Genomic DNA, 25268 nt, shown 5'->3' with positions numbered 1-25268 from the left:
AAGGGTTGCGGCCCTACAATACGTGCTGAATCGCCTCGGCCAGTTTTTCAATGTCGTCGGGTTCATGGTACGCGCAGATAACGATGCGGGTATTGGTTTTGTCGGCGGGGGTGGGGTAGGCAAACGAATAAATAAAAATGCCCTGTTTGAGTAGTTTCGCGTACAGCTCGTCGTGGTCGGTGTAGAAAACAGGATAACCCGCGCCGTGGGTAAACAGGCCCGTTGGCATCAGCCGTTTTTCAGCCAGTGCCACGTTGTCATCAAGTCGTTTTCGTGCGTCTTTGTACAACGTACCTGCGTGCACGAACGCGTAGGCATAGGCAGGGGGCATGGGCGAACAGGCCCCGAAATAGGCCGTCCGGCGTAAACGTTCGATCAGAAGCGACGGCCCCAGCACCACACCCCCCGGCAGGCCCATCGCCTTCGCCAGTGATGCCGTCACGACGAACGTGACGTTGGGTAGGTTCTTTTCTACCAGTGCCGCCAATTCCGGGTAAATACCCCGCCGCCCGTGTAGCACACCGATGCCGTGCGAATCGTCGACAACGAGTATCACCCGCCGGTGCCGGATGTTACTCACCCAGCTAAAATCATAATAATCGCCCCGAAGCGCATCGACCGAGTTGGTCAGAATGCAGAGCGGACGGTGGTCGGCGGGGTCGAGGGCTGGCAGTAAACCTTCCGGCGTGAACGGTATGGTTTGTGGCTTAATCAGCGGATGCCAGAGGGCCGGGTGTGTGCCTTCCGTTTGCAGCACGAGCGTATCGGGGGTGAGATGGCTGGATAACCAGTCGACGACCACCTGCCCCGCCACCATGCCCGACGAGGTAGTGAGGGCGGCCGCCGCCCCGGTCCACAGGGCCAGTTTTTGCTCGGCTTCGTCGTAAATCGACAATTGCAGGTTGCCGTTGCGCGATGACCCAAAATGCAGGCCGTAGCGCGCCACACCCTCGGCCAGTAAGGCCTGCATCTGTGGGTGTTGCGCAATGCCCAGATACGACGTACCTGAGAAGAACAGGTACGTTCGCCCCGGTCCGCCATCGCGGTGGTGCACGATGGTGCGGTTGGGCTGTTGGTCGATAGTGAAGGGTTGGTTCATCGGAGAGCGGCGCCGGTGCCGTTGTCGGTAGCGTAGATAACCCGGCCATAGTCGAACGTAACGCCCGTGGCCGGATCGTTGGTGATCAATAACGTACCGTCCATGTCGACGTAATCCAGCAGGGGAAGCAGGTGCGCAATGGCCGAAATCCCCACGCTCGATTCAGTCATGCAGCCGACCATCACGCGCAGGCCGCGCTGCCGGGCTTCGGCTATCATCCGCCGGGCGGGCGTGAGGCCCCCGCATTTAGTCAGCTTGACGTTGATGCCGTGGAAAAAATCGGCGCAGCGAGCCACGTCGGTTTCCACGATGCAGCTTTCGTCGGCAATGATGGGCAAGGGGCTGTCGGCCCGCAGCCGCGCCATTCCATCCCAATCCGAGGCAGGGAGTGGCTGCTCGATAAACTCGACGCCCAGGTCGATCAGTTCGGGCATAAACGCCATCGTTTGGTCGGCAGTCCAGCCGCAGTTGGCGTCGATTCGAAATACACTGTCGGTCTGCTGGCGAAGGAGTCGCAGCGTGGCCATGTCGGTTTCCGGCCGCCCCAGCTTAATCTTATACACTGGCCAGGGCAGTTCGCGGAGCTTGGCTGCCATCACCTCGGGCGTGTCGAGGCCGATGGTGTAGTTGGTCAGCGGGCGGGGCGCGGTGTCGTCGAGGCCCCACTGTTTGAGGAGCGGCAGCCCGGCCCGCTTGGCTACCAGGTCATGCGCGGCTTCGTCGAGGGCACATTGGGCAAACGGATTGGTTTTCAGGCCGTCGTGTACCTGTTCCCAAAGCGCTTCGGCAGTGGTCCAGTCGGTGGTTTCGATCAGGGAACGTACCTGACCGAGGTCGGTCATCATCCGGTCGATGGTGATGCCGTAATAGGGGTTGGCCGTCGCCTCGCCGAAGCCACGCAGCGGACCGTCGCGCAGCTCCACAATAAGCGTCTGCTGCACGTCGCGGCTGTCGTGGGCAATGGTAAACGTATGGCGAAGCCGCAGCTCGAAGCGGTGTAAAATCAGTTCCATGCGCTCAAATTACCAAACACGCCTAACTTGGTAGCAAAAAGAAGTTTGCGGTTTATCGTTTAAGGTTTCAGGTTGCCTATTGAGGCATCCGTGCGGCGTCAGCAGTACGCGTACGCCAGCCAACTTTACACGTTAAACCGCAAACGGCAAACTAGTTTACTTTGGCTACTTCCTACTTCATCATTGCCCTTAGCACCGCCGTACTGATCTCCTACGCGTTCGACTTGCTGAGCCGCCGGTTTCGGACGCCGCCCGTACTGCTGCTATTGCCGATGGGGGCGCTGCTGCGGCTGCTGACCAACTCCCTCAACCTGACCATCCCCTACGTACCTGAGGCCATCTCCACGCTGGGTACGTTGGCGCTGATTCTGGTGGTGCTGGAAGGTGGCCTCGATCTGAATCTTGAGCCCCAGCGGTTTAGCCTCGTCCGGCGCACGGGGCTGACGGCCCTGCTCTCCATCGTGATTACGACGTTGCTGCTCGCGTCGATGCTCTTCGTGCTGCTCGACGAATCGTTTTACAAATGCCTCATCAACGCCCTACCCTTCAGCATCATCAGTAGCTCCATCGTGGGGCAGGCTACCCGTGTGTTGTCCGACGGGCAGCGGGAGTTCATGGTTTACGAAACGTCGTTTGCTGCCATCATTAGCATTATGCTGTATAACTTTCTGATTGTCAGTGATCAGTCGGTGCTATCGGCAACGTTTGGGTTTGTGCGCGACATTCTGGTGATGGGCTTTATTTCGATTATCTGCTGCTTTGCCCTGCTTTACCTGATTGGTCGGATCAACCACCCGGTCAAGTTTCTGCCCATTATTTCGGTGCTGCTGCTGGTCTACGCCATTGCCGATATCTACGAGTTGTCGTCGCTGGTGCTGGTGCTGATTTTCGGGCTGTTTCTGAACAATACCGAACTCTTTATTCGCGGTCGGCTGGCCGAAGTCTTCAAGAGCGATTTGTTTGAGCGCGAACTGGAGCAGCTCAAAAACCTGACGGCCGAGGGGGCCTTCATCATCCGCACGTTTTTCTTTCTGCTGTTCGGCTATTCCACCAATCTGGCGGCGCTCGTCGATACCGACGCGCTCATCGTCGGCGCGTTGTTCGTCATCGTTATTCTGGCGGTGCGGGGCGGGCTGCTGCGGTTGCTTTATGTGGGTAATTTCCGGCCCCTCAACTGGATTGCCCCGCGCGGACTCATCACCATCCTGCTTTACCTGAACATCCCCGCCTCGCTAAAGCTGACGGGCTTCCGGGAAGGCATTCTGGCGCTCGTCGTCATCATCACGTCCGTCGCCATGACCATCGGTACTATCCGCTACAAGCCGGAAGGGGAAGGTGTTTGATGTTTGACGTTTAAGGTTTGACGTTTGCGCGCTCCGTTGGCTCCTACTGGTTACCGCGCCAACCTTAAACATCAAACGTTAGACATTAAACGCCAAACTCAATTCTTCGTGAACCGCTTATACTGCACGGGGCGGCTGTTGGGGGCTAGGTCGATATCGAGTTGCTTTTGCTGACCGCCCGTTTCTACGTTGTACGTGATCTGCTTGCGGTTGGCGGGCGTCTGCACCGGAATCACCGACAGCTGATACGTACCCACGGGCAGGTACAGCGTAAACCGGCCGTCGGCGTCGGCGTAGGTGCGGTAGAGTTCGCCCGCGGCGCCGGTCGTTTCAACGCGGTACTGTTCCAGATCGCAGGGTTGGTTGTCGTAACGGGCGCGTTGGCAGCGCAGTTGACCCGCCGTGCGCCAGGTTTTACGGATACCCAGTTCGAGTTCCACCGAGTTCACTACCTGCACGGTGTCCTGAAACCAGACCGGCTCGCCTGTGCTCAGCTTGCTGACTGCCCGGATGGTGTAGGTGCCCCGTGGAATGTCTTTGCAGAGCACCTGCCCTTTGCGGTCGGTCAGTAGCGTCGTTTCGTTTACGTTGACCACCAAATCGGGCAGATATTGCTCGTTGCCATCTTTCCGCTGATTGTTGTTTTCGTCTTCGAAAAAACGCAGCCGCATCGTCCGCGCCGACTGCCCCGGTAACCGCCGGAACGTCTTGGCGACTTCGAGCCGCAACTGGGTGTCCTGCCCCGGCACTGCCGACAGGTCTGTCAACAACTGTCCGTATGATAAGGTGTTGATGTCCAGGTTAAACCGCAACGTCGGGTTGGCCTGAAAATGAATGGAGTTGTAGAGCAGGCCATTCCAGGAGTTGCTCGTGCTGTTGTAGGTGAGGCCGGCGCCGAGGTTGGCCCGCAGCCGCCCGTCGAGCAGGCTGACGTGCGCCGTCGGACCTACCGACAGCTGCCGAAAATTGGCCGGATTGCCCTGCCCTGTCTGATAATCGTTGATTAGGAACGGGCCCTGCTGATACAGCGCCGTCAGGGTCAGGTTGCCGTAGCCCACCGAGCCGAAATACCGCATCGACGGTACCCGAAAGGCGTTGGTCGGCGGCGTTACCAGATCGAACCGGCCCGCGTCGACACCCGCTTCGAGCCGCGCACCCAGGCGGGTTTCGTAGCGCAGCGAGGCCATCAGCCGGTACGAATTGGCCTGCTGATTAACGCCGCTCGGCAGGGCCTGATCCTGAATCCAGACATAAGGCCGCAACACGGTCGTCAGCCGGCCAATCTGCTGCGCCCAATACAAATCGGCCACCGTGTTGCCATACTGCCGGCTCGTTAGTTCGCTGGGTGTGCTCAGCACCAGTTGGTTATACTTGATTTGGCTATAGCGGTAGGCCAGCCGGGTGTAGCGCCATTTTTTCCAGGTCAGACTGTGTTCGAGCAGCGTGGCGCCCCGCTGAATACCGCCATAGACCGGGCTGCTGATGTAGGCCGACGCATACAGGTCGATCGATTTGGTCAGGTGGTTGAATGAACCACCCGCCGCCCAGCCTGTGAGCTGTTGGCGGCTGGGTTGGGTGGGCGAATACTCGTAGCTGTTACCCACGCGCAACTTCAGCGTCGACTGGGCGTTGAGCCGCCATTGGGCCGCCGCGTAGTGCAACAATCCCGCCCGTTCGAGCCGCCGTTGCTGGTAGTAGCTGCTGCTCAGTTCGTAGCGCGCCTCGCCCGGCAGCGGCAACGTACCTGACACCCGCATCGAGTAGGTCTGATCGGCGAGCGGCTGCGTAGCCTGAAACTGCGCCGCGCTGTTGCCACTAAACGGCACAAGGCCCGCCAGCCAGTTCGACTGATTGCGGAGGGCCCAACCTTCGACCCGCGTCCCGTTGCTGAACGTACCTGCCGCCCGGACGCCCACGCCAATCAGCGACAGTTCGTGCATATCGTAAAGGTTACCAACGTGCAGCTCGAAGTCGTTCTGCTGGTAGTGCACGTAGGTGTCGCGCAGTTCGTGGTAATTCAGCTGAGCGTAATTGAGGTAATACAGTTTGAAATCGAGCCGACCCTTGCCCACGGCCTGCTGCCCCCAGGTACGTAGCTCGTTGACCAACCCCGCCCGCCCGAGTTTACCCACACCCACGGCCACCCCAAACGGCGACTCGCCCAGCAGATCCCGATCGGTAAAGCGCTTGGCCGATGCCAGCAACACCGGTCGACAAATGATGCTACCCAGAAACGGACCCGAACCATCCGGTTTTTCGCCGTCCTGCACTTCAATCGTCAGGTCGTAGCGCCGGTCGCGGGTGAGTGCGCCGGTCGTCAGGCAGGGAATGTAAAGGGTCGAATCGCGGTTGTTGGTCAGTTTGGCTTCCAGAAACGGGCGTGGCAACCGAAAGCCGTCGGGCAGTGAGTACAGCCGAATGCGTACGACGCGGGTGCGCGGCCCCTGATTGGAGAACCGGACCGGTACAAACAAAGTATCCTGACCGGGAGCCAGCAGCGGGGCATCGTCGAGCAGTGTGAACGACAAAACCGACGGTGCATTGCGATTGGGCAGCACCATAAACTGACTCACCGACGACTCCGTGACGTTGGCCTGCGACGATTCGATGCGCACCGTACCGGCCTCGCCCGCCCAGGTACGTTCGATCATAAACTTAAGCACTACCTGCCGCGTCGAGTGCGCGCCCAGCGTCAGCTTGGTGGGCAACTGAGTCAGCAACCGAAACGCCTTCGGTGCGGTTAAAGTCAGCCGCAAATCGCTGCTCTGATCGGTAGGATTTGTGAGTGTAATGATGTTCGAAAACGTTTCTCCGGGCGTGCCATCTACCTGTTGTTGCGCAACGCCAATAATACCGGCATACTTATTGCTAAATGCCGCGGCCGCTTGCCAAAAAAAGAGAATGAGCAGAGAAAATACTAGTTTTTTCATGTCGCCGGATAACACTACTGTCAGCGGATAAAACCTGGATCAATCAAACAAATGATAGTTTTATCGTATTTGAGTAATACTGACAGAATTAAGTAGCCATCGTCACAGGCTAGAGCACGATTTTTATGTTGTGTCAAACCTTAAGGTACTATTTTAAAAATAAATTTATGCTGATAGTCAAATATTTAACTATTTGTAATCCTCTTTTTTTACAACAAAAATAAATTGCCGTGTGACCATATGAAGGGGGCATGATCTTAATGTGCAAACAAGCAGATTTTAACAATAAACACCTAGTTCCTCATGCAATCTTCACTGTTCACCACCCTCCGCACCGCCGCTATACTGGCCATTACTTTTGTCGGTTTTTCAGCCGTATCGGCACAAGCACAAACGACCGGAACGTCGACGATGAACATCACGGTAAAAGACGTTTTGCAACTGACTGTAAATACAAAAACAGTGGATCTCGTTTTTGCAACACCCGAAGATTTTAATAAAGGCGTTAGCGCGACGGTAAACAACCAATTGATGGTTACGTCGAACCGCCCGTACGAACTGAGCGTGAAAACGGCAGGTGACCTGACCGACGGAACGAACAAAATCCCCGTCAGCAACATTTCGGCGCAGCCGGTAGGGCAGGGCATCGGTTCGGCCAAACTGGTATCGGGTCTGTCGACGACCGATCAGGTGCTGGCTTCAGACGTACCGCCGTCGATGTCGAAACCCATCACAATGCAGTATGCCACGGCGGCTAAGAACGAAGCATTCCTGGTGCCGGCCTCTACCTACACGACTACGCTAACCTTCACGGTATCAGCTAAATAAACTCTCACCACTCACTGCGTACCCCCTCCTTGGCCAAAGGCCTCATGGCCGGGAGGGTTTTTCATCAACCTGAATCATTCCGATCCCACCGCATTACGCTTTATCCAACCGATGAAATCCACCATCCTGCTCCGCGCCGTCATGATCTTTCTACTGGCGGGCGGTCTCAGCATCGGGCCTGTACTGGCTCAGTCGTCGGGGAACGCCACCATGACCGTCAACCTGGCCGACGTGCTGCAACTGACGGTCAACACGGCTACCGTAACACTGAACTTCGCCACACCTACCGATTATAAAAACGGCGTGTCGTCGTCGGTACCGAACCAGATTTCGGTTACCTGCAACCGCGCCTACGACCTGAAAGTACGAACCACCACTGCCACCCTGACGAGCGGTGCCAACACCATTCCGGTGAGTAACGTAGCGGCTCAGGCCAACTACACGGGGCAGTCGGCGGCTAATCCCAGCGTCGCGCTCAGCACCACCGATCAGTCTCTGGCCACGGGTGTACCGGCGTCGATCAGTCGGCAGGTTAACATGAACTATTCGACGAGCGCGGGCAATCAGGATTTCCTCAAACCGGCCGGGGCCTACACCACCACGCTGACGTTTACGGCCGTAGCCAATTAAAAAATAGCGGGCTGCCGGGCGTGAATCAGTTGGGGTTGGAATACTCTTTGACGGATGATCATCAACTGATTGATAAACATCGACACTGCCCCATGAAGTACGCCTCTACATTTTGCCTGCTGCTTTGTCTGCTGGCTGGTCAGCTAAAGGCTCAGTCGGGCTTTCAGGTTGAACCGCCCAAGCTCTATTTCGACGAACAGAACGGGAAGCTGACGCCCATGCGCATCAAGCTAACGAACCCGACCAAGGTGCGGATGGTGATTCGGGCGAGTTGCGCCGACTGGCGCCGGGACTCGCTGGGCGAAAAGCAGTTTTTTGCCGCAGGCAAATTGCCCAACTCGTGCTGCCCTTACCTGAACGTGCAGCCCGAAACCGTTGAGTTGCTGCCCGGTGGTGAACAAACCATGCTGGTGTCGCTCAACCCCGATAAGCCGCTGCCTGCGCAATTGCACAATGGTATGCTGATGTTGTCGCAGATCAACGAACGCGAAATTGCCGAAGCGCAGGGCGTGAAATCGGGCTTCATCTTCAAAGTGCAGCTGGGGGTGCACCTGTACCATACGCCGCGCAACGTAACCCAGAAAATGATCGCCATCGACACCGTAGCGTTTGCCAAAACGAACGCCGATCGGCTGGTGCGGGTACGGGTGAACAACACGGGTAGTCTGCAACTGGAAAGCCAGATGCGTGTGGAGCTGACCAACCTGAAAACCGCCGAAGAAGTAAAACTGGAGCCGATCACGGTTAATTCGATGCCCGGTGAACGCATCTGGGTACGTGCCGCTCTGCCGGCTAAACTGCCCGCCGGCCGGTATCTGGTCATTACCATCATCGACAGCGGCCCCGACGTGCCCTTGCAAGTGGCCGAACTGGAAACCGAGATGCAATGAGTGGGCGGGTATGGCTGTTGCTGGGTACGCTGTTGCTGACATTGACCGCCAACGCGCAGGTGTTGAGTTTTCGGGTAATGGGCAATCCGACCCTCAACGTCACCAACACATCTGATTACGCCAACGGGGTTACCCTATCGCACAATACGCTTCAGATGAGCCTGTCGGGCCTGACGGTGTATTCCTTACAGGTCAAAGCGGCGGGCAACCTTAACAGCGGCATGTACAGCATTCCTGTCTCGCAGGTGCGGCTGCGGGTTACCAACCTGTCGGGCGCCACGGGCGGGGTTACCCTGAACACCGCCTACCAGACGCTGGCGTCGTTCTGGACGCTACTGCCCGCGTTCAACGTACCCGTGACCATCGAATACAAACTGGCGGGGGGGCAGGAGATTCTTCGGCCCGGCGGTGCTTATACCACCACGCTTACTTTTTTGCTCACGGCGCAATAACGCTGCGGCTACTTTTTATCCTTAGCTGCCTTGCGTTCGGCCCGCTTCTTCTGCCGTTCGGCTTTGCGCTCGGCTCGTTTCTGTTTGCGTTCGGCCTTACGATCTGCTCGTTTTTCTTTTACGCTTTCCTTAAAAGACTTAAAGGCGTCGGTGAAGGTGATGTCGTTATCGAATTTTTTCTCGAAGGCCGACACGTAGGCATTGCGCAACACGCCGAAAATGGTGGGCCATACGTGCGTTTCGATGTTGTCGACGGTGCCCGTGAGTGGTACCCGTGTCGCCACCTGATTGCGCCGCTGATTTTCCAGCACCTCAGACCCTCCTTCGGCCAGTAGCTCGGTGAAAAACCGGCCGATGGTGCGCTTTTCACCCGGCTCCTTCAGCCGGAAAATCTTCATGTCTTTCGTGAGCGGCTTCAGATACCCATTGAGCTTCTTGTCGTTCATGGCCATCTCAGAAAACACGCTCATTGTGCCCCCTTCGAAGTCGATGTTGGCATAATGACGGGCCAACTCGTTGAGCTTTATCAGCTGCAGGTCATTAAACTGCAGATCGTAGTTGAAGTCAGGTACGTCTTTTAGCAGGTACGTGTTGGCGTTGAATTTCATCGTGCCGCCGTAGCCAGGTACGTCGCCTGTGAGCCAGACCGGCGAGGGCAGGCTGCCGGGTTTTTCGTCGACGTTCCGAATGTTTCTCAGCTCACCATTTACCTGCTGGAGCGATAAGTCGGAGCCGGGGTTGGTGACGAGGTTTTTCAGGTCGATCCGGCCATCAAACAGGGCAAAGCGGTTAACCTGAATGGGCAGCAGGTCTTTCACCACCTTCGTCCAGTCGGCGCCTTCGCCAGTCTGGCTGGTGGCCTCGTTTTCGCTGAAGGCAAAGTTGAGCTCGGGCTTGTAGCATTCCACCTCACCCACGAGCCGCCCTTTGAAAATCGCCCGCCACTCGACCGACAAGTCGCTCTTGGGAATAGAAACGAACGGCTCTTTGACCTTGCCGTTGACCTTCCGAATCACCAGGTTGTTGATCTGGTAGGCCCCTCGTAGCAACGCAATGTCGATGTCTTCGACGTGTCCGGTGTAGTCGCCCAGATCGGCCAGGGTTTTGTTAACGTACCTGAGCACGAAATAGGGTAGTAGCAGCCGGGCCACGACTAACACCACCACAAAGGCGATAAGAATCTTAACGGATCGTTTCAAAACGCTGAGCAGTTTTTGTAAGGCAGTTTAACGTTTGAGGTCTATGGTTTGACGTTGGTTGACGCTGGAGTGTTGATGCGTCAGCCAACGTCAAACCATAGACCTCAAACGTTAAACTACTTTATAAACGCCCAGAATGGCCTTTTGTTGAGATAGGTCAGGTTGGAGTCGTGGGCAAATGCCTCGCGTTCAAAGCAAATGGCGCGGTAAGCGGCGTAGTGCCCCTTGCCCCGCAGCCGCCAGTAGCCGTATTCGGCGAAGTACCAGAGATAGAACGGCAGAATGCCCAATTCCAGCTGCTGACGCAGGTGAATACGCTCGTGATTGAGCAATTGAGCCGACGGGTTGGGTCGTCGTACCAATACAAACGGCCAGATGGTCATGCCATTTACCCACAGCCAGGGAACAACGAGAATCAATTGCGGATTAAGAAGTAAGGATGATGAACGAAGCCTCAGACCGTAAACACGGAACCACGGGCCAACATTCCATCGGGGCTGTGCGTTGCCTGCCCAACTGTCCATTCTCAACACATACCACTCAATCTGCCTGTGCTACTGATCGCTTTTCTACTGGGTTATCTGCTGATTACGCTCGAAGACGTCATTCATCTGAACAAAACGGCTACGGCCCTGATCACGGGTGTGCTGTGCTGGACGATCTACGCGTTGGGCGGGTACCCGGCCGGTCACGGTGTGAGTGAGGAGTTGGGGCATCATCTGGTGGGCATCGCCGAAATCCTGTTCTTTCTGTTGGGCGCCATGACCATCGTTGAGCTGATCGACGCGCACGATGGCTTCACGCTCATCACCGATCGCATTGCCAGCCGCAGCACGCGCACGCTGCTCGCGATCGTGAGCCTGCTCAGTTTTTTCCTGTCGGCCCTGCTCGATAACCTGACGACCTCGATCGTGATGGTGTCGGTGCTGCGCAAACTGGTACGCGACCCCGATCAGCGGCGCATTATGGCCGGGATGGTCATTGTATCGGCCAACGCGGGCGGCGCCTGGTCACCCATCGGCGACGTGACCACCACCATGCTCTGGATCGGCGGGCACATAACCACGCTTAATGTGATCCAGACGTTGTTGCTGCCGAGTTTGGTGGCGATGCTGGTACCGCTGCTGATCCTGATGTACCGTTACCCCGCCACCACGACCGTCTTTGTGCCGTCGGCCGACGAGGAGGGCGTCAGCCGGCCTTACGTAACGAAGGTGGCCCGCCGCGACCGCCGCCTCATGCTGTCGATCGGGTTGGGCGGGATGCTGTTCGTCCCCATTTTCAAGACCGTAACGGGCCTGCCGCCCTACATGGGTATGATGCTGGTGCTGGGGGCGATCTGGGTGGCGTCGGAACTCATTCACAAAGACAAAGACGAGGCCGAGCGCGAACCCCTCACGCCCGCCTACGCCCTGCAAAACATTGATACGCCCAGTGTCTTGTTCTTCCTGGGGATTCTGTTGGCGGTGGGGGCGCTGGAAAGCGTAGGTAGCCTGCGCGCCATGGCCGACTGGCTCAACCAGACCGTGGGTAACATCGACCTGATTGTGGTGTTGATCGGGCTGGCGTCGGCGGTGGTCGACAACGTACCCATCGTAGCGGCGGCGATGGGCATGTATGACCTGCAAACGTACCCAACCGACAACAAGCTATGGGAGTTTCTGGCCTACTGCGCTGGTACGGGCGGCAGTATTCTGCTCATCGGCTCGGCGGCGGGTGTGGCCGTAATGGGCATGGAAAAGCTCGAATTTGGCTGGTACCTGCGCAAGATTAGCTGGCTGGCCCTACTTGGCTACCTGGCTGGTGCCGGAACGTACCTGGCAATGGTTACATGGCTTGGCTAATCAACCTGCTCGCCAGCCGGTCAACGCTCACTAGGGAATATATGCTACTATGATCTTAATCTGATACCATAGTATATAATGACTATGTGACAGGGATAAATTATATAAAAATATACTAACGTATAAATACTATTGACGGGGTAAGTGTGCCCCAAGCTGAGTATTATGGTCTACGCTGATTGGTATAAATAGTTACAATAAGTTATCGTAAACTGCTTACTACTAACCAATTAGTATAGGGGTAAATGAAATGGCATGATCTTTCCGCTGTGGGGCGTGACGATTGTCGTACTCAACTTTTATACACTCAACGTTATGTTTTTTAGCACAAAAAGATACCCGCAGGATTACCTGACCGATAAGACCTATCTGGCTGGTGTACTTACAGGGTTAATCGGCGGGCTGGCCATCGGCCTACTATTTGCGCCCCGGTCGGGTAAGGATCTCCGCGATCAGCTTTCAGAATCCATTGATGATCAGACGGATACCGTACAACACCAGTGGGAAAAGGCTAAGTCGCAAGCTAAGGATGCGGTCAACACCGTAAAAGACGAAGTCGGTCAGGTTGCCGACAAAGCGGGCGATGAGGCCGACCAACTGGCCGACGAGGCTAAAGACGGGTTCAACAAGCTCAAAGACAAGACCCGATTTTTCTAAGCAGTTATAGCCTGCTGGCTTTTCTGATTTACTCAACAACCCTGAAAGAGTCCCTGATTCTTATCGAATTGGGGATTCGCTCTTAGTACCGAGGATCGATTGGCGATCACTTGGCGAGACTCATGTTCATTCAAACCTAACGTTATGGAACGCGAACTTTCTTACTCAACTGAGTCGGCTTATGGCCGCACTAATTTTATGAAACGCATCTCGTGGAGTGCGGTTTTTGCCGGTGTACTGGTAGCTATTGTCAGCCAGATGCTGTTGACTTTATTAGGCTTGGGCATAGGGCTGAGCACAGTCGACCCGGCAACAGAAGCAAACCCAACTGCGGGCCTGGGCACAGGTAGCGCCATTTGGTACATTGTCAGCAGCCTGCTGTCGCTGTTTATTGGTGGCTGGATTGCGGGCCGTCTGGCGAGTGCACCCCGCCTGTTCGACGGGCTCATCCATGGCGTATTGACCTGGTCTCTGGCCACGTTGCTAACCATTTATTTCCTGACGACAACCGTTGGCAGCCTGATTGGCGGCGCAAGTCGGCTGGTGGGTAGTCTGGTGCGCACCGCTGGTTCGGCCGTTGCGGTGGCGGCGCCTGGTATCGGTAATGTCGTTGAAGGGCAGCTGAAACAAAACGGCATTGATCTGCAAAACATTGATCTGACCGACCTGAAAGAGGAAGCCAACCGGCTGCTGCGGCAAACTGGCGACGCCAATCTGAATCCGAACACGCTGGAGCGCAAAGCCGAACAGGCCGGGCAGCAGGCCAAAACAGCGGCAGACCGGGCAGCGGCCAACCCTCAGGCAGCCGATGATATCGCAGGTGGGCTGTTTAGCCGACTGTTTAAACAGGGGCAGAACACAGTTAACAGTGTCGATCGGGACGATGCAGTAAACGTGGTGATGAAACGGACCGGAAAAAGCCGGGCTGAGTCGGAGCAGATCGTCGACAACTGGATCAGCACATACAAACAGGCTGCGGCCAAGTTTGAACAGACAAAGCAGGAAGCCGCCGAAAAAGCACGGCAGGCTGCGGATGCTGCCGCGTCGGCCGCCTCGAAAGCCGCCATTTTTGGCTTCTTCGGACTCCTGATCGGCGTTGTTGCTGCCGGGTATGGTGCCAAGATGGGTACCGAATCGAAAGACAGCGCAAATACACTGGACCGTACCATTGGGGCTACCCGTTAACAGCTGGAAACGAGAGCCGGCTCGGCGCTCAACCTGAGTGCCGAGCCGGCTCTTTTTCTGCCCTTTCCGTTGGTACGCGATGAAAACAGTTCGTCATTATATAACGCTGCTCGGCCTACTCGTCGGCATCGCTTCGGCCACTTATGGCCAGGATTCAATCAGCACACAGGTCGTTAGGCCGCCGATACCAGCCAGCCACACGGTATTTATAGGCTTGCAGGTTCCGCTAAACTACACCGTTGGGTATCGGTATCAGGTCAGCCAACGCATCTCGGTGCAGGCGCAGGGCGGGCTTATCGCGGCTCCGTTCGATCGGTACACGCTGGCGTTGATGGAAGGATTTGGGTTGGACCCTAACCTGAGCCGGGTAATCGATCGCTCGTTCCGGCGCGGTAGTTCGGTTAGCCTCGGGATCAATATACACGCCAACTCACCCTGGTACGGAGGCTTGTTTGGGCAGTATACCAATTTCTCGGCAGGGCCCATCACGCCCGCCGACGGACTGAGTGTGTACTTCAAACAGGATTTCTCAGGGTTCGGGCTGCTCGACTCACCTTCGTTCGCCTTCAACCTGCAATCGAGTCTCTGGCTGGCCGGTCTTCGCATAGGACGCTCGTTTCAGTTTGGCGACTCGCCGTTTGGCTTAGCTACGGAACTGAGCGTGAGTAAGATCGTGGCGACGAAGAATACATTCACATCGAATCGGGCGCTGGTTGATGGGCTGGGCGTTACTCAGCGGCTGTACGGCAATCTGGATAATGAGATCGACACCAAACTTCGTCAGCACGGTTTTCTGCCTACGCTCAACGTGCTGCTTACCTATCGACTACGTTAATCACCCACGCAAATCAGTACATCTATGCGACTACCTATCAAACTCGCCCTGCTGGCTATGCCGGTGCTCTTTTCGCAATGCGGCATAAACCGGCAGGTGCAACAGGCCAAAATGCTGGGCAAGAGCCAGTATGCCGTTCGGTCGGCCGACAGCATTACCATCGCGGGATACGACGTTGAGGAGTTTAAAGACATCCGACAACTGGAGGATATCAATCCCCTCAAATATCCCCGAATTGCGGCTGGACTACTGAGCCGGAACATTCCGTTCAGGGCCAATATTAACCTGGAGATCGTCAACCCAACGAACGACGTTGCCGCGATCAATCAGTTTGACTATCGGCTGTTGCTGGCTGGCAACGAACTGGCTACTGGGACCGTTCAGCAGCGCGTTGAAGTGCCACCCGGCGGCGGCAAAGTGGTTGTCCCCATTCCCGTAAACGCCAATGCCTACGAACTGGTAACGAACGCATCGACCCGAAATGCCTTTGTCGACCTGGTACGGAATTTAGCGGGCAGCAGTCAGGTGCCGCCCTCGCGCGTCACGCTGAAAATCAAGCCGACACTGATGCTGGGCAACAAACAGGTGAAGTACCCCGGCTACATCGACATTGACAAGGAAGTAACCCGCGACATGCTCCTGACGGCCCGGAAACCCAATCCGTAGGTGGTTGAATTGGCCTCACTTCAGCCCCCAACCGGCGTGCGGAATAAGGGTCTGGGTACATTCTTAGCCTATGCATTACAGCCAAGCGGTCGTATCAGATCATCTTGATCTTGATACGGATTGAGACTAGTCTAGGCAATGGTTGACAACGTACCTGTCGTAGCGAGCGGTGATGCTGACTAGAGCGACTTATAGCTATAAGCAGGCGCCAACAGTTCGTAAGAAATCGTTAGCTGATCTGATGTCAAAGCTTGTTTGTCCAGTATACGAATTTGGGTGGCATCAGCTACGAATACATAGCCTTCGTTCAGTGTAAGTAGTCTGCTGCCTGATCTCACCAGAACGGTTCGTTCATCAATACCGATGGGCAGGTTAATAGCTGCCCCCGATTGGGTCTTGACTGGGCGTACAACCAACGTCAAGGCGTGCTTCTGTTTGGGTTGATTTGCCATCAACGTGTACTTGAAAAGCGACTTAAAGCGGGTGGAATCCTGCGGCTTCATTGACAATCCGTTCGGTTGTATCAGACCGGTGAGGCCAAGGCAAGCGGTCACTAGTAAGGAAATAGTCATGGCAAAAGCAGGGTCGTTAGTTCGTTTACAAACGAGAAAACGCTGCTTTGCTGCTGTTTATTTCTGGTTATACACTAAGCGGTAGGACCTCGTGAACAACTAATAAAAAAGCCTGCTAGTTATCTAGCAGGCTTTGTGCCGAAGGCGAGACTCGAACTCGCATGTCCGTAAAGACACACGCCCCTGAAACGTGCGTGTCTACCAATTTCACCACTTCGGCGGTTGAACCGGTACAGGTTCGCTTTTCCCGTGTTGGGACTGCAAAGGTAATAGGCTCAAATGGCCTTTTGCAAGGGTTTTTTGAAAAAAATGTTGATGTGCAGGCAGACCTATAAGGTTTTTAAAACCTTATAGGTCTTAGGAAAGTGTTACAGTTCTACCCGTTCGTATAGGTCAGGAATGGCAATGTGCTGAAAACCAGCGGCGGTTAGTTTGTCTTTCCAGATGAGCTGCTTCTCATAGTCGCCGTGCACCAGAAAGAGCGTTTTTACGGCGGCGGGGTTCTGGCAACTCAAAAATTGGAGCATTTCGTTGGCATCACCGTGGGCCGAGAGCGAATCCATAATCTCGATCCGGGCGCGCACCTCGAATTTTTCCCCGAAAATGGTCACCTCCCGATCGCCGCGTTTCAACACGCCGCCGAGGCTGTTGGGCGACGCATAGCCCACAAACAGGATGGTCGTGCTCGGGTCTTCGATGTTGTTTTTGATGTGGTGCTTGATCCGCCCTGCCTCGGCCATACCCGAAGGCGCGATGATGATGCACGGCCCCGGCCGGTTGTTGATGGCCTTCGAGTCTTCCACGTCGGAGATGTAGTGCAGGTTCGGGAAATCGAACGCATCGCCATCTTTCTGGATATAAGCCAGAATCTCCGGGTTGAAGTTTTCCTCGTGGTCCTGCATCACCCGCGTAGCGCTCACCGACATGGGTGAGTCGATATAGACCGGAATGACGGGAAGCTTGCCTTCGCTCGACAACTGATCGAGCGCGTAGATCAATTCCTGCGTCCGGTCGACGGCAAAGGCGGGGATCAGGAGTTTGCCCCGGTTGTCGACGCAGGTTTCCTGCACAATCCGCAGCAGGTGGGCCTTCATGTCGGGTTCGGGCTCGTGGAGGCGGTCGCCATAGGTCGATTCGCATAGGATGTAATCGGCCTGCGGGAACGTCTCGAAGGTGCGCAGAATCTTGTCGTCGGGGCGACCAATGTCGCCGCTGAAGAAAACCCGCTTTTCGGTTGGTTTCCCATCTGCACCCGGTTCTTTGATGCTCAGGCTGATGGCGGCGCTGCCCAATAGGTGGCCCGTATCGGTGTATAGAAAGCTAATATCGGGCGTCAGGTACGTTCGTTTGCCGTAGTCGGCCGGCTGCATCTGGCTGAGGGCCTGCTGTACGTCGGCTTCGTCATACAGCAATTCCAGTTCGGCCTCGCCCCGGTTCTGACGGCGGCGGTTCACGCGCTCCAGGTCCTTTTCTTGAATCCGGGCGCTATCCATCAACATAATCTGGCAAAGGTCGATGGTGGCCGGCGTGGCGTAGATAGGCCCCTTGAAGCCCTGCCGAACCAGCCGCGGCACCAGACCCGTATGGTCGATGTGGGCGTGCGACAGAATCAACACATCGACCTCGGCCGGGTCGAAATGGAAGTGCTGGTTCAGTTCGTCGGTGTTGATACCCTGAAACAGGCCGCAGTCGAGCAGGATGGTGTAGCCGCTGCTGGTTGTAATCAGGTGTTTGCTGCCGGTTACGGTGCGGGCAGCCCCCATAAATTGAATGGTCATGGCGTGTAGGAAAAGGTGTTTGACGTTTAATGGCTGACGTTTAACATTGAGCATGCGCCGTACTTAGACGTATGAACAACGTTAAACGTCAGCCATTGAACCTTGAACTTAATATGTCTTTGTCATATCGGCGGGGATGGCCAGCACGTAGGTGGCCAGTCCTTGCCAGTCGGGTTTAGCTTTCAGAATGGCTTCGGCTTCAACCGACGAAATCGTGACAATGTTTAAATCGGGCTTCTGTTGGCGCAGGTACCAGACAATGCCTTCGAAGTTTTTCGAGTGATAATCGCCGTTCAGATGCAGGAAGGTTTGCCCTGGCTTCCAGTTTTCGAGAATAAACCGCGCCATCGTGGCATCTTTCAGCGCCTGCGCACGGGCAAAGTTTTCGGCGGCACCGCCGTGGCTGCCCTGTGTGGCCTGCCCGCCATGCGTTCCCATCATATCGAGCATGCCCTTATAGCCGGGTAACGTCAGGTCGACGGTGAGTGGGAGGGAAGCTATCTGCCGTTTGTCGGTGGTCGACAATGTATCGAGCGCAGGTAGCCCCTGTTTCGCCACCAGCGAGGCAAACCGCCTGGGTACGTTGGTGGCGATGAACGACAGCTTCTTGTCCCGCGCCAGATCGACAACGGGTCGGTAATCGGTCGTATAGTTGGGCCAAAGCCGCGCCTGTTGGGCAAATTCCTTAGCCGATAGTTGCCCGCTAACGTACCCGGAGAGGGCTTTCTGATTGTCGGCCTCAAACATCTCGGCGCCCAGTACGAGTTGGTTGGCCCGCGCCTGCACCAGCTCCTGCATCAACTGCAACTGAAGCCAATGGCAAATGGGGTTGTTGTGCAGTTCGCCGAAGAGCACCACGTCGGCCTTCGCTGCGTCGCGCACCAGTTTATCGAAGGAAGTGGTTTTGCCGGTTTGGGTAAAAAACTGGTAGGCCGGCCTGTCGCCTCGAAACGCCCCCATGGTCAGAAAAAGAAAACAGACAAGTAGTCGCATGGTAATAGGGTATAAACACGTAGAGACGCAAACCCTTGCGTCTCACAGGCGTTAGCAATAAACCTTAACTACTACACTATATTGCTGACGCCCGTGAGACGCAAGGGTTTGCGTCTCTACGTATAAAATGAACGGCTTAAATCGTCACTGCCCAGCCGAACGGGTCGTCGATTTTGCCCGTGCGGAGGTCGGTCATGTATTCTTTCACGCGAACGGCAAACGAATCGGCCGGGGCGCGCTCGGGCAGCATGTAATCGGTGCCTTCGTAGCCAATCGCCTGGAAGGGCGACACCACCACGGCCGTACCGGCGCCAAAGGCTTCGGTTACCGAACCGTTCTGAATGCCTTCGATGACTTCATTGATCGACACCTTGCGCTCCTCAACGGTGAGGCCCCAGCTCCGGGCAATCTGCACGATACTGTCGCGGGTCACGCCGCGCAGGATCGAGTCTGACGTAGCGGGCGTAACGAGCTTGCCATCGATGATGAACATGACGTTCATTGTGCCCGATTCTTCGATGTACTGGTGATCGGTCGCGTCGGTCCAGATCAACTGATCGTAACCGGCCTGTTGGGCCAGCAGCGTTGGGTACAGCGAACCGGCGTAGTTGCCGGCGCATTTGGCATAACCAACCCCACCCGGTGCCGAGCGGATGTAGTCGAGTTCGACTTTTACTTTCAGCGGCTTGGCGTAATACACCCCAACCGGGCAGGTGAAAATGCAGAACCGGTACGTTTTCGAGGGGGCTACACCCAGGAACACGTCGGTCGCGAACATATAAGGGCGGATGTAAAGCGAGCTACCAGCCTGACTAGGTACCCAATCGGCATCGGTGCGAAGCAGCGCTTCCAGACCACCCATGAACACCTCTTCCGGGATCGTCGCCATGCACATACGCTTGGCCGACTCGTTCATGCGGGCCCAGTTGTCGCGGGCGCGGAACGTCAGCACGTCGCCAGCTTCGTTTTTGTAGGCTTTCAACCCTTCGAAAATCGACTGACCATAGTGCAACGACGATAGGGCCGGGTTGAACGAAAAATCGCTGAAAGGCACGATCCGCAGGTCGGTCCATTCGCCATCAACATAGTCGGCCACAAACATGTGGTCGGAGAAGTGTTTGCCGAAGGGCAAGTTGTTGAAATCAACCTCCTTGATGCGGCTCTGCGGCACCTTCTGCATCTCAATCTGGAGCAAGTCAGTCGTCATGGTATAGGGGGGCAGCGTTCAATGTTCAATGCTCAACGTTCAAGCGTATGCCGTGCTTCGATAAGTCTGCACTCGCAACCTTGAACATTGGTCGTTGGACATTGAACGCTGCAATTAGTTGCTTTGACAACAAAAATAGAAAAATACCCGCTCGGTATCACGGGGTTAGCCGTAAACTAAACATTTTCTTCGTGGAAGCGGATAAATCGGCAGACTCGTCGTTTTCCATAGGCTAGGTCTGCTAATTGGCTTGGCCGTGTCGATTTATTGATTTTTGCCTCATGTACGTATGAAAATGTCTGATCAGTTTTTGGCTTACCTCTTATTACGCCTCACCATTGGCATCAACTTCTCGTTTCATGCCATTTCCCGTTTTGCCAAAGGCGTGGGTGCGTTTCGCGACAAAATGGTGGCCGATTTTAGTCAGACTCCGTTGCCTGGTTTCGCCGTGTATGTGTTCGGTACGGCCCTGTCCTACATCGAACTGATTCTTGGTTTACTGCTCACAATCGGCCTCTTCACCCGCGTGTCGGCATTTGCGGCGGGGGTGCTGATGATGGCCCTGACCGTGGGTACGTCGTTTCAGCAAAAGTGGGACGTGGTGGCCTCGCAATTGATCTATTCGATCATCTTCTTCATCCTGATTTGGGCGCATCAGTCCAATTATTACTCCGTCGACCGGATGATGCTGGGCAGAGACTGAATACAGTGAACAGTATGCAGTGGACAGTATACAGTAAGTGATGATAGAAAAGGATTTAGCTTTCCAACTCACTGCATACTGTATACTGTTCACTGTTTTATACTCTCGGTTCCCAGGTAACCTCTTCGGCGTCGAGTTCTTTGGCCATTTTGCGGCTGAGCACAAAGAGGTAATCCGACAGCCGGTTCAGGTACGTTAGCACGAGCGGATCGACCGGGCCGCCAAACTGCTCGGCTTCGTCGTTGAGCGCGATAGAAAGGCGCTCGGCCCGGCGGCAGACCGTTCGGGCCAAATGGCAGTACGATACCGACGCATGCCCACCGGGCAATACAAACTGGCGCAACTCGGGCAGCTCGGCATCCATCGTATCCATTTCGTTTTCCAAGCGTGTCACGTCGTGGTCGACAATGGCGGGTAGCGCCTTGCGAATTGTTTTGCCGGGATCGGTCGCCAGTTCGGCCCCGACCGTAAAGAGCCGGTCTTGAATCTCCTTCAACAACAGGCGGCGGTTGGCGTTGATCGGCTGATCGCGCAGTAGGCCAATCCACGCGTTGAGTTCATCGACCGTACCGTAGGTGTCGATTCGCAAATTGGCTTTGCTCACCCGTCGGCCACCAATGAGCGACGTCTGTCCGGCATCACCCGTTCGAGTATATATCTTCATTATTGACTAGTTAGCGCACTTTGGACGATGGATCATGAACTTTGAACTCCCTTCCCCGTACCTTTGCAGCCCATTTTCACTTGTTAAACCAAAGCTATGCGCGCTGGTTCTTTTTTTGTTCGTACTTGGCGGATTCTATCCATCCTGGGTTTTGTAGGGTTGCTGTTGAGTAGCTATATCTCGTATCCGATCGATGTCGCTTTCCGGTTCAATGAAGGCGGACAGGCCGTTCAGTACTTTAGCCGGGAAACCGTTTTTTACACCAGTGTAGCGCTGTTCATACTAGTCTACGTGGTTACCAACGCCGTGGCAAAGCTGTTTCCCAAATTGCCTGCCGAAAAGATTCCGAATCCAAACCCGGTCAAATGGCAGGGGCACCGGCAGGAGTTAGCGGCTGTGTATGTCGACTGGTTCTATGCGCTGGCGGCGGCCTTCAACACCATTCTGGCGCTGGGCCTGATGGTGCTTTCCTTTCTGAATAACAACAACCGCACTAACGTCGGCGCTTCTGATTATGCCTGGCTGCTGCCCGTCAGCACCGCTATTCTGGGGATCGTGATTGTTTCGCTACCCGTGCGGCTGATGATGAAACCCCCGGTTGACGATGTTGCCTGATTTAGTACTCGATCAGTATCAATACGACTTGCCCGACGAGCGCATTGCCCGGTTTCCCCTGCCGCAGCGCGATGGGTCGAAGCTACTCGTGTACCGGCAGGGGAAACTCGCTCACCATACCTTCCGCGACCTGCCCGATTTGCTGCCGCCCAACAGCTACCTGGTCTTCAATAATACGAAGGTTATTCCGGCCCGGCTGCTCTTTACCCGGTCTACGGGCGGAATCGTCGAACTGTTTTTACTGAATCCCGCGCCCGCCGACCGCCCGATTACCGACGCCATGGCCGACGAGGGTGAGACTGTCTGGCGGTGTATGGTGGGTAACCGCAAACGCTGGAAGGCCGACGAGGTGTTACAGATGTCCCTCGGTGATACCGTGCTGACGGCCGAGTGGGCCAATGCCGACGCGAACGAAATCCGTTTCTGCTGGCAACCCGCCCATGTTGCGTTTGCCGAAATCGTGCAACAGGCGGGGCAGATGCCGCTGCCGCCTTACCTCAAACGGGCCGCTACGGAAGCCGATAGCGCTACCTACCAGACAGTTTACGCCCGGCAGGAGGGCGCTGTGGCGGCACCCACGGCGGGCCTGCATTTTACCGAAGCCGTTTTCGATGACCTGGCCAAACGCGGTATCGCCCATGATACACTGACGCTGCATGTGGGCGCAGGTACGTTCCAGCCGATCAAAACGACCGATGTGCGGGCCCATACCATGCACAGCGAACAGGTCATCTACACGCAGAAAAACCTCGAAAATCTGTTGCCGCACCTCGGGTACGTTATTCCGGTTGGGACTACATCGATGCGCTCGCTCGAAAGTCTGTATTGGTTTGGGGTTCGGCTGCTGCAACGCCACCCCGACCCGTTCCACCTCGATCAGCATTACGCCTACAACGTACCCAGCACCGAGCAACCCGATGCCGAAACGGCGATCCGGGCGGTGTTAACGTACCTGCGGGAAACCAGTCAGCCCACATTGACGGCGCATACAGGTATCTACATTACGCCGGGCTATCAGTTGCGCGTCTGCCGGGGCATCATTACCAATTTCCATCAACCCGGCTCTACGCTGATTCTGCTCATTGCTACCCTGGTCGGCAACGACTGGCGCACTATATATAATGAAGCGTTGGCACACGACTATCGCTTTCTGAGCTACGGCGATTCGTCGCTACTGTTGCCGTAGACCAAACCCCGCGTCTATTTTTGTACTCCGTTCAGGAGGCTAGTGATAGAATTGTCAGCGTCACATTTCCTCTGTCCTCCTTCCTCCATTTAATTATGAACTTTATCGAAGAATTGCGCTGGCGCGGCATGCTGCACGACATGACCCCCGGCACCGAAGAACAGCTATCGAAGGAAATGACGGCCGGGTATATCGGCTTCGACCCAACGGCAGCCTCATTACATATCGGAAACCTGGCCACCATCATGCTGCTGGTGCATCTGCAACGCGCCGGTCACAAACCGTATGCGTTGGTAGGCGGTGCCACCGGGATGATCGGCGACCCGTCGGGGCGTTCAACGGAGCGGGATTATCTGTCGGAAGAAACACTGCGCCGTAACCAGGCTGGTATCCGGGATCAGTTGACGCGCTTCCTGGATTTCGATTCAGGGGAAAATGCCGCCGAAATGGTCAACAACTACGACTGGTTCAAAGGCATTACCTTCCTCGATTTTTTGCGGGAGGCTGGGCAACACATCACCGTCAATTATATGGTGGCTAAAGATTCCGTGAAGAAGCGGCTGGAGACAGGGCTGTCGTTTATGGAATTCTCTTACCAGTTGCTACAGGGCTATGACTTCTACTGGCTCTACAAGCACAAAGGCGTTCGGCTACAGATGGGCGGCTCAGATCAATGGGGAAACATCACGACCGGTACCGAACTGATCCGCCGGAAAGAAGGTGGGCTGGTCGAAGAGCATCATGCCTATGCCCTGACTACACCGTTGATTACTAAATCCGACGGAACCAAGTTCGGCAAATCGGCTGGGGGCAATATCTGGCTCGACCCAACTATGACCTCGCCCTACCTGTTCTATCAATTCTGGCTCAACGCCGATGATGGTGATTGTGCGCGCCTGATTCGGGTATTTACGTTACTCGACAAGGAGACCATTGAACGCTTGGAGGCCGAGCATGCCGAAGCGCCTCACCTGCGCATTTTGCAGAAAGCCATCGCGCAGGATGTAACGGTGCGAGTGCATGGGCAGGCTGGTTACGATCTGGCTGTAAAGGCGTCAGAAGTTCTGTTTGGTAAGGCAACGATTGATACCCTACGCTCCATCGCGTTGGATGAGTTTGATCAAATCTTTGAGGGAGTCCCCCAAACGGAAGTAACCTCAGCCGAGCTGGATGCCTGCAAAGACATTACAGACCTCCTGTCGATAGCCTCGAAGGGAGAAGTATACGCCTCGAAAGGTGAGGCCCGGCGGGCAATTAGCCAAAATGCGGTCAGCCTGAACAAAACAAAAATCAGCGATCCGGCGGCATCCGTCGACATCGAGTGGCTTCAGGGGCGCTATTTGCTTGTCTCGAAAGGCAAGAAAAATCACCTGCTGAAAAAAGTTTGAAAAAATTTCGACAGCTAACCGTCTGAAAGAAAGTGGTTAACACGATTGAGGGGAAAAGGTTAACCACTTTCTTTTAAATGGGGCTTGACACGGGCCTATCAACCTACTACTTTTGCAGTCCCAATCAGGGACAACGGCCACGAAGCGAGAGCAAAACGGCCGCTTTTACTGAGAAGGCAAAGGGTCAGCACCTCGGAAAAAGTCAAAAATATTTTTTACGAAAAGCTTGACAAACGAAATCAAAAGCGTATCTTTGCAGTCCCAAATCGATAACACAACGAAACGGGAGGAGTAAGAAGTAAATAGCTAAGTGATTAGCACCCCGGTAAACAACGGTTTGCCGATCTGTTCTTTGACCAACTGGCAGCACAATAACAATATGTCGAGATTTGGTAAAGCGCTTTCGATCTTCGGAGAAAAAGTAGCAGCCGATCACTAAGACACGTCCCGCCTTGGGCGGGACAAACATATTTACGATGGAGAGTTTGATCCTGGCTCAGGATGAACGCTAGCGGCAGGCCTAATACATGCAAGTCGAGCGGGTCGCAAGACCAGCGGCAAACGGGTGCGTAACGCGTAAATAACCTGCCC

The 25268-nt window shown here is 55.4% G+C and carries 24 protein-coding genes, 1 tRNA gene and 1 rRNA gene; 15 read left to right on the top strand and 11 right to left on the bottom strand.

Features of this window, described 5'->3' with window-relative positions; genetic code table 11:
- Window positions 1-13: 13 nt before the first annotated feature.
- Both ACAW74_RS05725 and ACAW74_RS05720 read right to left on the bottom strand, forming a co-directional pair.
- The gene (locus tag ACAW74_RS05725) at window positions 14-1099 is read right to left on the bottom strand and encodes an aminotransferase class I/II-fold pyridoxal phosphate-dependent enzyme (protein WP_370697248.1); all 1086 of its coding nucleotides are present in this window, start codon (window positions 1097-1099) and stop codon (window positions 14-16) included.
- Window positions 1096-2112, bottom strand: a complete 1017-nt coding sequence (locus tag ACAW74_RS05720; protein ID WP_370697247.1) for a dipeptide epimerase — start codon at window positions 2110-2112, stop codon at window positions 1096-1098. Before ACAW74_RS05720 ends, ACAW74_RS05725 begins: the two co-directional genes overlap by 4 nt.
- Before the next feature lie 161 nt (window positions 2113-2273).
- Between ACAW74_RS05720 and ACAW74_RS05715 the strand changes: the two genes are divergently transcribed.
- Window positions 2274-3455 carry a cation:proton antiporter gene (locus ACAW74_RS05715; RefSeq protein ID WP_370697246.1) on the top strand — a complete coding sequence of 394 codons (1182 nt, stop codon included), beginning with the start codon at window positions 2274-2276 and terminating at the stop codon, window positions 3453-3455.
- A 98-nt stretch (window positions 3456-3553) separates the two neighbouring features.
- Here ACAW74_RS05715 and ACAW74_RS05710 read toward each other — a convergent pair whose 3' ends face one another.
- On the bottom strand, window positions 3554-6385 hold the full coding sequence (locus tag ACAW74_RS05710) for a hypothetical protein (protein WP_370697245.1): 2832 nt from the start codon (window positions 6383-6385) through the stop codon (window positions 3554-3556).
- A gap of 303 nt (window positions 6386-6688) precedes the next feature.
- On the opposite strand from ACAW74_RS05710, the gene ACAW74_RS05705 reads away from it, so the two are divergent.
- From ACAW74_RS05705 to ACAW74_RS05690, 4 genes are all read left to right on the top strand, one after another.
- On the top strand, window positions 6689-7213 hold the full coding sequence (locus ACAW74_RS05705; RefSeq protein WP_370697244.1) for a hypothetical protein: 525 nt from the start codon (window positions 6689-6691) through the stop codon (window positions 7211-7213).
- A 111-nt stretch (window positions 7214-7324) separates the two neighbouring features.
- Window positions 7325-7843 carry a hypothetical protein gene (locus tag ACAW74_RS05700; protein ID WP_370697243.1) on the top strand — a complete coding sequence of 173 codons (519 nt, stop codon included), beginning with the start codon at window positions 7325-7327 and terminating at the stop codon, window positions 7841-7843.
- Between the two features lie 92 nt (window positions 7844-7935).
- A complete protein-coding gene (locus ACAW74_RS05695) occupies window positions 7936-8733 on the top strand; it encodes a hypothetical protein (protein ID WP_370697242.1) in 798 nt (265 codons plus the stop codon).
- The gene (locus ACAW74_RS05690; protein WP_370697241.1) at window positions 8730-9185 is read left to right on the top strand and encodes a hypothetical protein; all 456 of its coding nucleotides are present in this window, start codon (window positions 8730-8732) and stop codon (window positions 9183-9185) included. The genes ACAW74_RS05695 and ACAW74_RS05690 overlap by 4 nt, the downstream gene beginning before the upstream one ends.
- A gap of 8 nt (window positions 9186-9193) precedes the next feature.
- Here the strand turns inward: ACAW74_RS05690 and ACAW74_RS05685 are convergent, their stop codons facing one another.
- Together ACAW74_RS05685 and ACAW74_RS05680 are read right to left on the bottom strand one after the other, a co-directional pair.
- A complete protein-coding gene (locus ACAW74_RS05685; protein ID WP_370697240.1) occupies window positions 9194-10384 on the bottom strand; it encodes a DUF748 domain-containing protein in 1191 nt (396 codons plus the stop codon).
- A gap of 116 nt (window positions 10385-10500) precedes the next feature.
- A complete protein-coding gene (locus tag ACAW74_RS05680) occupies window positions 10501-10767 on the bottom strand; it encodes a hypothetical protein (RefSeq protein WP_370698025.1) in 267 nt (88 codons plus the stop codon).
- 162 nt (window positions 10768-10929) lie between these two features.
- Here ACAW74_RS05680 and nhaD point away from each other — a divergent pair, with 162 nt between their 5' ends.
- The 5 genes from nhaD (at window position 10930) to ACAW74_RS05655 (ending at window position 15571) form a co-directional block, all read left to right on the top strand.
- On the top strand, window positions 10930-12228 hold the full coding sequence (gene nhaD / locus ACAW74_RS05675) for a sodium:proton antiporter NhaD (protein WP_370698024.1): 1299 nt from the start codon (window positions 10930-10932) through the stop codon (window positions 12226-12228).
- A 315-nt stretch (window positions 12229-12543) separates the two neighbouring features.
- Window positions 12544-12885 (top strand): YtxH domain-containing protein, encoded by a 342-nt coding sequence (locus ACAW74_RS05670; protein WP_370697239.1) that lies wholly within the window; start codon window positions 12544-12546, stop codon window positions 12883-12885.
- A 144-nt stretch (window positions 12886-13029) separates the two neighbouring features.
- Window positions 13030-14070: a YrzE family protein gene (locus ACAW74_RS05665; RefSeq protein ID WP_370697238.1), complete on the top strand. Its 1041-nt coding sequence runs from the start codon at window positions 13030-13032 to the stop codon at window positions 14068-14070.
- Window positions 14071-14149: 79 nt separating this feature from the next.
- Window positions 14150-14905, top strand: a complete 756-nt coding sequence (locus ACAW74_RS05660; RefSeq protein ID WP_370697237.1) for a hypothetical protein — start codon at window positions 14150-14152, stop codon at window positions 14903-14905.
- Window positions 14906-14929: 24 nt separating this feature from the next.
- A complete protein-coding gene (locus tag ACAW74_RS05655; protein ID WP_370697236.1) occupies window positions 14930-15571 on the top strand; it encodes a hypothetical protein in 642 nt (213 codons plus the stop codon).
- Between the two features lie 179 nt (window positions 15572-15750).
- Here ACAW74_RS05655 and ACAW74_RS05650 read toward each other — a convergent pair whose 3' ends face one another.
- The 5 genes from ACAW74_RS05650 to ACAW74_RS05630 form a co-directional block, all read right to left on the bottom strand.
- On the bottom strand, window positions 15751-16143 hold the full coding sequence (locus tag ACAW74_RS05650; RefSeq protein ID WP_370697235.1) for a hypothetical protein: 393 nt from the start codon (window positions 16141-16143) through the stop codon (window positions 15751-15753).
- Window positions 16144-16279: 136 nt separating this feature from the next.
- Window positions 16280-16363: transfer RNA gene (locus ACAW74_RS05645), tRNA-Leu, on the bottom strand.
- Window positions 16364-16511: 148 nt separating this feature from the next.
- The gene (locus ACAW74_RS05640; RefSeq protein ID WP_370697234.1) at window positions 16512-17921 is read right to left on the bottom strand and encodes an MBL fold metallo-hydrolase RNA specificity domain-containing protein; all 1410 of its coding nucleotides are present in this window, start codon (window positions 17919-17921) and stop codon (window positions 16512-16514) included.
- 108 nt (window positions 17922-18029) lie between these two features.
- The gene (locus ACAW74_RS05635) at window positions 18030-18914 is read right to left on the bottom strand and encodes a ChaN family lipoprotein (protein ID WP_370697233.1); all 885 of its coding nucleotides are present in this window, start codon (window positions 18912-18914) and stop codon (window positions 18030-18032) included.
- A 136-nt stretch (window positions 18915-19050) separates the two neighbouring features.
- Window positions 19051-20121 carry a branched-chain amino acid aminotransferase gene (locus ACAW74_RS05630; protein WP_370697232.1) on the bottom strand — a complete coding sequence of 357 codons (1071 nt, stop codon included), beginning with the start codon at window positions 20119-20121 and terminating at the stop codon, window positions 19051-19053.
- Between the two features lie 289 nt (window positions 20122-20410).
- Here ACAW74_RS05630 and ACAW74_RS05625 point away from each other — a divergent pair, with 289 nt between their 5' ends.
- On the top strand, window positions 20411-20824 hold the full coding sequence (locus ACAW74_RS05625; protein ID WP_370697231.1) for a DoxX family membrane protein: 414 nt from the start codon (window positions 20411-20413) through the stop codon (window positions 20822-20824).
- 97 nt (window positions 20825-20921) lie between these two features.
- Here the strand turns inward: ACAW74_RS05625 and ACAW74_RS05620 are convergent, their stop codons facing one another.
- Entirely contained in the window at window positions 20922-21488 is a 567-nt protein-coding gene (locus ACAW74_RS05620) for a cob(I)yrinic acid a,c-diamide adenosyltransferase (protein ID WP_370697230.1), read from the bottom strand.
- Window positions 21489-21584: 96 nt separating this feature from the next.
- Between ACAW74_RS05620 and ACAW74_RS05615 the strand changes: the two genes are divergently transcribed.
- From ACAW74_RS05615 to ACAW74_RS05600, 4 genes are all read left to right on the top strand, one after another.
- Window positions 21585-22103: a hypothetical protein gene (locus tag ACAW74_RS05615; RefSeq protein ID WP_370697229.1), complete on the top strand. Its 519-nt coding sequence runs from the start codon at window positions 21585-21587 to the stop codon at window positions 22101-22103.
- Window positions 22093-23289, top strand: a complete 1197-nt coding sequence (locus tag ACAW74_RS05610) for an S-adenosylmethionine:tRNA ribosyltransferase-isomerase (protein WP_370697228.1) — start codon at window positions 22093-22095, stop codon at window positions 23287-23289. The genes ACAW74_RS05615 and ACAW74_RS05610 overlap by 11 nt, the downstream gene beginning before the upstream one ends.
- Window positions 23290-23384: 95 nt before the next feature.
- On the top strand, window positions 23385-24677 hold the full coding sequence (gene tyrS / locus ACAW74_RS05605) for a tyrosine--tRNA ligase (RefSeq protein WP_370697227.1): 1293 nt from the start codon (window positions 23385-23387) through the stop codon (window positions 24675-24677).
- A 473-nt stretch (window positions 24678-25150) separates the two neighbouring features.
- Window positions 25151-25268 (top strand): 16S ribosomal RNA (locus tag ACAW74_RS05600); the annotation flags it as partial.

This window comes from Fibrella musci, from assembly GCF_041321105.1.
Classification (GTDB): domain Bacteria; phylum Bacteroidota; class Bacteroidia; order Cytophagales; family Spirosomataceae; genus Fibrella; species Fibrella musci.
The sequence above is the reverse complement of the archived record's forward strand: the minus strand, read 5'-3'. Positions and strand labels throughout refer to the sequence as shown.